Consider the following 10,532-nt stretch of genomic DNA (forward strand, 5'->3'; position numbering starts at 1 on the left):
GGCACGCCGCCAGCGTTCATCCTGAGCCAGGATCAAACTCTCATAAAAAATTTGTTACTGTGCTCAGACTATTGTTATCTCTAAAATATCTGGCTTGGTTTGTTTGTGGTTTAAATCAAGTAAGTTTGTCTTACATGGTTTAAACGATTAATCAATTGTCCTAAAAGGACTCATTGAATTAACCTGCTGTTCAATTTTCAAAGTTCATTATGCTGTTTTTACAGCCTATTCATTATACTATTTCTGGACTAATCCGTCAAGTATTTTTTTCTCTTTTTGAAGACTCTTTTTTATCGAAAAAACAAAATCTCCTACTTGTCTTTTGACTTGTTATGTCAAGGACAAGTAATACTATATCACCATTTCCCTTTAGTGTCAATAAAATTCGAACAATTTTTGAACTTTTTTCAGCTAAGTAAACTATAATAAATTCACCAAACAAATCGTTCGTTTTTTTACTTTTATTACACTTTTTTAACCCTGTTTGCTATATATAATATTCGTCTTATTTTCTTCCCTACTTATATGTATAAATCTCCTCTAATATATGTAAATATTAGCCCTATATTATATACAAATCTTTCTAATTGGTATAAAATAAATATATCATTTATATTGGAATTATAATTAGATATATCAATCTAATTAACTGTCAATAGAAACAGGTTTTAATTAATACAAAAAGTTTTGAGGAGGTATTTTATGTTATCAAAAAGATTAGACAATGTTGCACCTTCAGTGACTGTAGGTATCAGCTCTAAGGTAAAGGAAATGAGGGCTAATGGTATTGATGTCATCAGTCTTAGTATAGGTGAGCCAGACTTCAACATACCAGAAAAGGCTAAGGAATACGGTAAGAAGTCCTTGGACGACAACAAAACCAAGTATGACTTTCCTGCTGGTATTCCTGAGTTAAGACAGGAAATATGCAAAAAACTTAAGAGAGAAAACCATATAGACTACACTCCTGACCAGATAGTCCTTTCTAGTGGGGCAAAAAACTCAATTACTAATGTCCTACTTGTTACTACTGATCCAGGCAGTGAGGTCCTTCTCCCACTTCCATACTGGGTAAGCTACTCTGAAATGGTAAAGGTTGTAAATGCAGTACCAGTTGAGGTTAAGACTTCTAAGGAAAATAACTTCAAACTGACTAAGGATGATCTACTTAGGGCCATAACTGACAAGACTAGGCTTTTAATACTTACTAATCCATCCAACCCTACTGGTGCAGTTTATACTAAGGATGAATTAGAAGAAATTGCTGCCATATGTCTTGAAAAGGGCATCTATATAATGGCTGACGAAATATATGAAAAGATCAGATTTGATGATAGCTTTGTTTCAGTAGCTTCTCTAAGCGAAGAGATAAAGGATATAACAATAACAGTAAATGGTTTTGCCAAGTGCGCAGCTATGACAGGAACTCGTCTAGGCTATACTGCTTCAAATACTCAGCTAGCCAAGGCTATGAACTCTATTCAGAGTCATATAGTATCTCATCCTTGCCTTACTTCCCAGTATATGGGTCTTGGTGCCCTACTAGAATGCGAAGAAGATATGCAGGAAATGGTAGCTACCTACAAGCGTAGGTGCCAGTTAATTACTAGCAGGCTAGACAAGATTGATGGAATTTCATATATTAAGCCATCTGGAGCCTTCTATATATTTATAGACCTATCAAGGGTTAAGGAAAACTACCCTTATGAGGACAGCTTCTCGGTTAAGTTCTGCGAGGACTTCCTAAATGACGAGAGAGTTGCCATCATACCAGGTAAGGCCTTTGGTACTGATGATTATGTAAGAATATCCTATGCATGCCACGAGGATGACTTCCTTGAAGGCATAGATAGACTAGAAAGATACATAAAAAAATATCTTTAGGTATAAATTGGGGGCTCTTCAATGAATAAAAGTGAAATTGATGGTGACCAAATAAGCCTTAGGCAGGTAGCCAAGGTTGCAGGTGCCTTCGTAGCCTGGATAATTGGAGCTGGCTTCGCGACAGGCAGAGAAATACTTAGCTTTTTTTCCAGCTTTGGCTACTACAGCTACGGTGTCATATTAATTATACTAATAGGTTTTTCCTTTACCGGCAGGGTCATCATGGAAACCGGCTACCAACATAGGGAAGACCCAGATTTTAGACAATACGAATACTTTTGTGGCAAAAAAATAGGTAAACTCTACTCTATTATAATGCCTATAATGCTCTTCTTTATGATGGGCATACTAATATCAGCTACAGGGTCTACGCTACAGGAGCACTATGGAATCAACAGGTACCTTGGCTCAAGTCTTATGGCCCTAATAGTCTTGACCGCCTACCTAGCTGGATTTGATAGGTTCATCCAAGTCCTGTCAAAAATTGGGCCAATATTGGTGGCCTTCTTCCTCTTGGTAGGTACGATAGTTATCTTTGAGGACTATGACAGCTTTTCAAGGATAGGACTCTATAGGTACCAGCTAAGTAGCTTCCACGCTGCACCTGTGTGGTTCTTTAGTGGTTTTTTGTATTTCTCCTTGGCAGTTTCGTCAGGAGGTACCTACTTTTCAAAGTTAGGGGCCTCTTGTAAGAGCTTGAAAATAGCCAGGTACGGTACCCTGTTGGGAGCCGCTGAGGTAACCCTAGCTATCCTGATACTTAGTACAGCTATCCTTCTAAATGTAGATACCATAACCAAGGTAGATGTACCAACCCTACACTTGGCAAAGCATGTAAACCCACTTATGGCCAGCATATTTACAGTTATCCTCTTGTTGGGTATGTTCTCATCATCCTCAGCAACCATGTGGAGCTTATGTAAGTTCATATATCCAGAGGACAAGCAAAAGAACAAGACCGCTGCCATATTTATAGCTATAGCAGCTACCCTCGTAGGGATACTTCCATTCGCAAAATTGGTTGCGGTAATACTACCAGCCATTGGTTATATAGGAATCTACTATATACTTTGCGTAATATATAAGGGAATAAAAAACATCAATATAAACAGAAAAACAATATAAACAGAAAATCAATATAAACATTATTCAATTAAAAAGGACCGAGCTAAATACTAGCCAGTCCTTTTTTATGTTTATATATAATAATCATAGCTATAGAAAAAACTCTTGGAATCTCCTACTCCACACCTATATCTTCCATATTTACATCATCACCATACTTGATATCGGTAATCTTGTAAATTATTTGAACTAAAAGGTCATAGGCAAAAATTGCGATCAAGAAGTAGAAGGTCATCCCACTAAATTTATCTGCAAAAATAGGAGACTTAACCATATAACCATAGTTTGAGTGTAGCCCAAGGTTTATGACATACAGACTCAAATTAAAGAATAGGGTAAAGAGTCTAACCTGCTTTTTACATTTTAAAATATAGGCCCTATGCTCCTTAAATACCACATAGGCAGCCATAAGTATAGCTATATGGTAAAAGTAGAAGAAGGTGTTGCTGAAGTGTGGAAACTTAAACGGATCCATACCCGGATGGGCCAGAGCCAAAATTCCACCAAAGATACCCCATACATAAATCACCGGCGCCACCCTTCTATCAGACGTAATCAAGTAGTAAATACTCAACAAGGCCGTAACCCTACAATGATATAGTGGCAGCGATTCTGTAAGGCCAGAATACTTACCCACATAGTACCAAGTATACCTCATACATATATCTATCAAAAATACTACTAGCAAGACCCTCTTTACCCTGTTTATAGGATAGTCCTTCTTTATACAAAAAACTACAAATGCAAAAGAAACCAATGATAAAAGCATCAATACAGATGCATTCATAGGTTCAATTAAATCTGGCTTAGTCCTAAAGAAGTATCTTATCAAATCCACTCTTATCCTTCCTCCTCTTCTAAATATCTAAAAAATATCTTTTGAAAAATAAATATCATTTATTATATTAACTTATACACCGACTTGGCCTAGTATAACTTTGCTCCTGCTGGTATCTTATCATCTACCATTAGAAGGTTTAGTAATTCCTCACCCTCATAGTCGCATACTGCTGATATCAACATACCGCAAGACTCAACCCCCATCATCTTCCTAGGTGGTAGGTTAGTGATAGCAACTAGAGTCTTACCCACTAGTTCCTCTGCTGAGTAGTGCATCTTGATACCTGATAGGATTACCCTCTCCTGGCCAGAACCATCATTTAGGGTGAACTTTAATAGCTTATTTGACTTAGGTACTTCTTCACACTTCAATACCTTCACTACTCTGAAGTCTGACTTAGAGAAAGTTTCAAAGTCTATATCTTCTTCAAATAAAGGTTCTACCCTTACCTTAGATAGGTCTATCTTCACTTCCTTCTTTTCAGCCTCTTCATCAACTTCTGACGAACCATCTCTTAAAGGCTTCATTGTAGGGAATAGTAAAACGTCCCTGATAGTTGTAGAGTTTGTAAGAAGCATGATAACTCTGTCTATACCTATGCCTAGTCCACCTGTTGGAGGAAGACCTACTTCTAGGGCATTTATGAAATCTTCATCCATTTCACAGGCCTCATCATCACCTAGCTCTCTCTTTCTTACCTGGTCTTCAAACCTACCCCTTTGGTCGATAGGGTCATTTAATTCTGAGAATGCATTAGCAAGCTCCCACTTATTTGCAAAAGCTTCAAACCTGTCAGTCCTTCTTGGATCCTCAACATTTCTCTTGGCAAGAGGTGATACCTCTACTGGATGGTGAGTGATGAATGTAGGCTGAATTAGCTTGTCTTCACCAAATTCTTCAAAGAAGGCATTGATTACTTCACCCCTTCTCATTCCTGGAGTGATTTCTATACCTTTTTCTCTAGCTATAGCTAAGGCCTCTTCATCAGTGTTGATTTCAGAGAAGTCTACACCAGCATATTCCTTTACACACTCTTCCATAGTCATTCTCTTCCACGGTGGTGTAAAGTCTATTTCAGTACCCTGGTAGTTTATCTTCATGCTACCTGTAGCAACCTCAGCCATATGTGATATTACATTTTCAGTGATATCCATCATATCCTTATAGTCTGCATAGGCCTGGTATAGCTCTATAGCAGTATACTCTGGGTTGTGCTTCATGTCCATACCTTCGTTTCTGAACATCCTACCCATTTCGTATACCTTGTCAAATCCACCAACGATTAGTCTCTTTAGGTACAATTCATTGGCAATTCTTAGGTACATAGGTATATCAAGTGTATTGTGGTGGGTAATAAATGGTCTGGCATTTGCACCACCTGCAATTGTATTTAAAATTGGAGTTTCTACTTCTAGGAAGCCTCTTTCATCAAGGTAGCTTCTTAGGGCCTTTAGGGCCTTTGTTCTAGTAAGGAATGCATCCTTAACCTCTGGGTTAACTATAAGGTCTACATATCTCTGTCTGTATCTTAGGTCAACATCCTTAAGACCATGGTACTTTTCAGGTAGTACCTGTAGTGACTTAGATAGTAGGACTAACTTTTCTACGTGTACAGAAACCTCTTCTGTCTTAGTCTTGAATACGAAACCTTCTATACCCACTATATCACCAATGTCATATGTCTTGAATAGCTTGTATTCATCTGTTCCTATGTCATCTCTCTTCACATAGGCCTGTATCCTACCATTCTGGTCCTGTAGGTGCATAAATGACGCCTTACCCATGATTCTCTTTGACATGATACGACCTGCTAGACTTACCCTTTGTCCTTCTAGGCTATCATACTGGTCAATTACTTCATTTGAATGATGTGTTACATCGTACTTACTGATCTTGAATGGGTCTCTTCCCATCTTCTGAAGCTCACTTAGCTTGTCTCTTCTAACCTGTAGAACCTCACTTAAATTTTCTACCTGACTTTCTGGCTTATTATTTTCCATAACGTCCTCCTACTGACTTGTATCTCTATTATATCTTATCTTTAATCCTATATACCTGTATTTGGCCTAACTTGACCAGGTCTTCTAGGCCCTTATCCCTATTATCTCTTTATATCTACAACCTTAAGCTTGGCTATTCCGTCCGGCACTGTTACTTCAACTACATCGCCCTTAGCCCTTCCTAATAGAGCCTTACCAACTGGAGATTCATTAGAAATCTTTCCATCATATGGGTCCGCCTCTGCGCTACCTACTATAGTGTATTCTAGTTCTTCATCAAAGTCTTCATCGTATATCTTAACTATAGAACCAATAGTTATAATATCTAGGTTTACATTGTTTTCATCTATTATTACAGCTACCCTAGTCATATTTTCTAGCTTTAGGATTCTTTCTTCAAGAGCTGCCTGCTCCTTCTTTGCTTCGTCATACTCAGCATTTTCTGAAAGGTCACCAAATGATATAGCTACCTTTAGTCTTTCCGCTACTTCTTTTCTTCTTGTCGTTTTTAATAGCTCTAATTCGCTTTCAAGTTTATCGTAACCCTCCTGCGTAAGTATAATCTCTTTACTGTTATTTTCTTCCATTTTAACCTCCAAATTGATATTTATATTATTTTATATATCATTTACTAATTTAACTTAATATAGTAAATTGTGTTAAAATTAGACACAATTTACTATACGTCCGATATATTATATTCTAAAACCGTCAAAAAGTCAAGGTTTTCTAATACTTTCAATATAATATCTTTCTGTGAGACCAAGCTTGTTTGTCCAATAATATTGGATAAGATCACTTGATCTCAAGACTATCTTCCACTAATTTTTCTTCACGCTTTACAAAATTTTAAAAAAGAGTAACCAAATTGTGATACTTCCTAGGAAGATATCCTCACTTGGTTACTCTTAACTTTATTTTATTTATCGATTATATTTATACTTTATATTAACCTATCTTAAATGAAATCACACAAAACTAGTGGTATTAGGTTATTAAAACAAAAAATCATGCTGTCTATTTTTGTGTCCATATAAAGTGGATCAAAAAGCGTTAGTATCAGAGTCCATATAACTAGACTTATTATGAATAATAATACTTTTTTAAGCCTTTCTTTAAAAGACCTTCTAGCTGGCTTATAGTCTTGAATTGACACCATTAGTATATATATGGCAATATAAATGGCTAACATTAGACCATTATTTACATTAGTGAAAAATGTAATTAAGGATACTCCATATAAGATTATCACTAGTGGTATTATCATATATTTTGGTATATTATTTTTCAATGATATCATCTTTTAATACCTACCTTTTCAGTCATTACAGGGCCCTTACCCTTTGTTATTATGATTTTATCATCATAGTAAATTAAAATCAATAATTTATACAAACTTGTTTATGGTATTAAGAATAGTAGACCAAGGTAATAATTATTTGTAGTTGTATAATATTACCATAGAAGGACTTACAATTTTACAGACTTTTTTACATAGACTCGAAAAATTGTCAAAAAGTCTCAGTGTTTTTCACTCTTCCTTGTCAGTATTTTTGCTAGTTTTTTCATATTTAAGCACGCAAAAGTTAGGCCTATTTTCATGGCTATTTTTTCTTTACCTATTTGTTGTGTATATCGCATACTATGATTTTATTTTGCTACTCCAAAGACTCTCTCTATTGTTTCTTTTCATAAATCGTAGATGCTTTTTATAGTACATACCTGCATGACAGTAATACTACTTTTCTTATCGATAATTCTTGCCATAATCCTCTATATTATGATAATTTACATTTATTTTCATACGATGTATCACAGATGTCTTAGATACTATTTTTACATCTATATACGGCTTTTTATCATATATTCTTGATTCGGAAAAACTATAACCAAATTCTTTATTTATATCTGGATACATAATATCTTTATCAACCCAGTGTAATTCACAATAAGAATCTTCCAATATCGGATAAACAGGTTTATACTCCCATACAAAATGATAATCAGCCAATGGACTTTCATCAATATTATTTTCTATGTTATCAACATTTAAAGACATACCATTAAATTTGAATATAATTTTTGTATTTTCAGCAGAAACATCACCTATATTCTTTATGTAAAAATGTATTAGTGATGTAGGTTTAGTATTATCTACTACAAAAATATCGTCAGAATTTTTGTTTATTGAATGTTCATATTTTTTTCTACTACCATATAAATCAATATTAGTTTCTTCATTATTTTTGATTATTTTATATTTCCACTCCATCTGATACCCATCATGAGATATCACTCCAAGTTCAAATTTTGGCTTTAAATTAGATAAATTATATGATTTATATGATATTATAATCGCAACTATTGAGAATACTAATGTCAATATAGCTATTATGCTATTCATTTCTTCCGAATGTATTCTAGTTATCTTCATTTTTACTTTTTCTCCCTTATATATTATTACTACAAATAACTTGTCTTATTTATCTAATATTGTTTAAATGAATCTCTTTTATTTTTCTATACCAAGCATATAATTTTTCCAATGAAACCACAATAAAAGAAAAGAGTAATATTTGGTATATATTTGCTGACCGTAATATCATAAATTTTACATCCATATCAAATACTACTATATAGGATTGATACACAGCTATAATAATAAAAAACTACTCTATAAATCCAATTATGCTATTTACATAGAAATTATAAACTTCTTTCCCAGTTATTTTTATTACTCTTTTTTCACGTTCTTTTAATAAAATAAAAGTCAATATAATCATCACAATTATTATTGCAGTTATATAATACTTTTTAGTTCTTATACTGTAATCAAATTCATTCCCTAATAATGCCATTAATTGTACTATTAATAAAGGTGAATATAAATAACAATATAATTCTATGCATATTTTTTTGTAAAAAAAATACCATAATAATATTAGCACTATTACTATTTCAACTGCTTTCATATATCATACCTCCTATATTTTTTATTAATTTATTTTCATATGTTATATTATATAATATATGAAAATAATAATGTTATAATTTTTTAATCTAATTATCATTAATGATTGTTATTATATAGTAGTAATTCGTTATTCGTATAACGGTTTTATACTATAAATAATATTGTAAGTGAATTAGAATCCTATCTATGAAAAATATAATCGAGTTAATGAATAAAATAACTATGTAACCATTTTAACATTACTATATTATCGTGTTTATAAATCTAAATATTCTACATTCATTATAGTTTTTTTGATATAATAAAAATATATATTTACAAGTTAGGAGGTCGTTTTAATGAAAGATATAACTATTAAAAAATCAATCATACGATATTGTTTATCCAAAAATCATAATCATAAAGGAAATTATAGTATTTCCTTTAAAAAAATAGCGTACGATCTTGATTTAAATGAAGATTCTGCTAGAAAAATTGTTCTAGAGATGGAGTCAGAAAATTTAATAACATGCTGGAAAGCTAAAGAGGCGGGAAAAATTATTAATTTTCTTGATATTCTCACTGTAACAGATTGTGGTAAAAATTTATTAAACACATAATTTGCTAAATCTCAAGAAGCAAACTTCCCGTCCAGCGGGTGGTTTGCACAAGGGCTATAAGCCCAAGGGTTACCGGCCAGCGTCTAAAGGCGCTGGCTTTCACTTTGTTCAAGCTCGGCCTTTGACTCGTCGCCACCCTTTAAAGGGTATTTGTACTAATTGCCCATCCCTAAAGGAATCTTTATATTCTTTGACTCTTAATTTATCAATGGCTATATCATGTTTTTCCTGTTCTTGAATATACTTCTTTATAGTTGCTTCATTCAATCCAACCGTACTTACATAGTATCCTTCAGACCAAAAATGCCTATTTCCAAATTTATATTCTAAATTTGCGTGTTTGTCAAATATCATTAGTGCACTTTTTCCTTTGAGATAACCCATAAATTGTGATACACCAATTTTAGGTGGTATACTTACTAGCATATGTACATGGTCTGGCATAAGATGACCTTCTAGTGTTTCTACACCTTTATACGAACATAATTATCTCAGAATTTGGCCTATACTTTGTTTATACTGATTATATATTATTTTTCGCCTGTATTTTGTTGTAAATACTTTATGATATTTACACATATATTTTGTGTAAGATAAGCTGTTCGCTTTATTAGCCATAAAATCACCTTCCTATTCGTATTATTGAGCTTGAACAATTCAATTATACTACGGAATGGTGATTTTTTTGTATAACATCTGTCGCGCACCCGCATAGCGGGCGGATTATTGTTTCGCACGCTTTGCGAGCTCAACAGGGATACATACCTACATGAAAAACCTCGGCATACATTGGTATACCGAGATTTGAAGTGTTTTTAAAATATTGCCAATCGCTATCTCTTTGAGAACTGAGGTGCTCTTCTGGCAGCCTTAAGACCGTATTTCTTTCTTTCCTTCATTCTTGGGTCTCTTGTTAAGAAACCTTCAGCCTTTAATGTTCCTCTAACTTCGTCTTCTGTCTTTAACAAAGCTCTAGAGATACCGTGTCTGATAGCACCAGCCTGTCCAGTGTATCCGCCACCTTCAACTGTTACGATTACATCGTACTTGTTTTCGTTTCCAGTTATCACAAGAGGCTGCTTTACGTCTCTTATTAGAGTTTCGTAATT

General features: G+C 33.9%; 9 protein-coding genes and 2 pseudogenes. 3 read left to right on the forward strand and 8 right to left on the reverse strand.

Annotation, left to right across the window (positions count from 1 at the left end; all coding sequences use genetic code 11):
- Positions 1–702: 702 nt before the first annotated feature.
- Entirely contained in the window at positions 703–1,884 is a 1,182-nt protein-coding gene (locus ACW6OJ_RS05890) for a pyridoxal phosphate-dependent aminotransferase (RefSeq protein WP_456096014.1), read from the forward strand.
- Positions 1,885–1,905: 21 nt separating this feature from the next.
- Positions 1,906–3,009 (forward strand): YkvI family membrane protein, encoded by a 1,104-nt coding sequence (locus ACW6OJ_RS05895; RefSeq protein ID WP_456096015.1) that lies wholly within the window; start codon positions 1,906–1,908, stop codon positions 3,007–3,009.
- Positions 3,010–3,124: 115 nt separating this feature from the next.
- Here ACW6OJ_RS05895 and ACW6OJ_RS05900 read toward each other — a convergent pair whose 3' ends face one another.
- From ACW6OJ_RS05900 to ACW6OJ_RS05925, 6 genes and pseudogenes are all read right to left on the reverse strand, one after another.
- Positions 3,125–3,847, reverse strand: coding sequence for a TMEM164-related integral membrane acyltransferase (locus tag ACW6OJ_RS05900; protein WP_456096016.1), 723 nt, complete (start codon positions 3,845–3,847; stop codon positions 3,125–3,127).
- An 89-nt stretch (positions 3,848–3,936) separates the two neighbouring features.
- A complete protein-coding gene (gene lysS, locus ACW6OJ_RS05905; protein WP_456096017.1) occupies positions 3,937–5,850 on the reverse strand; it encodes a lysine--tRNA ligase in 1,914 nt (637 codons plus the stop codon).
- Positions 5,851–5,951: 101 nt separating this feature from the next.
- Positions 5,952–6,437 carry a transcription elongation factor GreA gene (greA, locus tag ACW6OJ_RS05910; protein ID WP_304085003.1) on the reverse strand — a complete coding sequence of 162 codons (486 nt, stop codon included), beginning with the start codon at positions 6,435–6,437 and terminating at the stop codon, positions 5,952–5,954.
- A gap of 958 nt (positions 6,438–7,395) precedes the next feature.
- Positions 7,396–7,539, reverse strand: a pseudogene (locus ACW6OJ_RS05915) (transposase); the annotation flags it as partial.
- A 58-nt stretch (positions 7,540–7,597) separates the two neighbouring features.
- Positions 7,598–8,284, reverse strand: coding sequence for a hypothetical protein (locus ACW6OJ_RS05920; protein ID WP_456096018.1), 687 nt, complete (start codon positions 8,282–8,284; stop codon positions 7,598–7,600).
- 235 nt (positions 8,285–8,519) lie between these two features.
- Positions 8,520–8,822 carry a hypothetical protein gene (locus tag ACW6OJ_RS05925; protein WP_456096019.1) on the reverse strand — a complete coding sequence of 101 codons (303 nt, stop codon included), beginning with the start codon at positions 8,820–8,822 and terminating at the stop codon, positions 8,520–8,522.
- A gap of 340 nt (positions 8,823–9,162) precedes the next feature.
- Between ACW6OJ_RS05925 and ACW6OJ_RS05930 the strand changes: the two genes are divergently transcribed.
- Positions 9,163–9,423: a hypothetical protein gene (locus ACW6OJ_RS05930; RefSeq protein ID WP_456096020.1), complete on the forward strand. Its 261-nt coding sequence runs from the start codon at positions 9,163–9,165 to the stop codon at positions 9,421–9,423.
- A gap of 108 nt (positions 9,424–9,531) precedes the next feature.
- On the opposite strand, the pseudogene tnpA reads toward ACW6OJ_RS05930, so the two are convergent.
- Both tnpA and rpsI read right to left on the reverse strand, forming a co-directional pair.
- A pseudogene (gene tnpA / locus ACW6OJ_RS05935) lies at positions 9,532–10,041 on the reverse strand (IS200/IS605 family transposase).
- A 215-nt stretch (positions 10,042–10,256) separates the two neighbouring features.
- On the reverse strand, positions 10,257–10,532 hold a 276-nt coding region (rpsI, locus tag ACW6OJ_RS05940), incomplete at its 5' end, for a 30S ribosomal protein S9 (protein ID WP_456096021.1).

The organism is Peptostreptococcus sp., assembly GCF_977045075.1.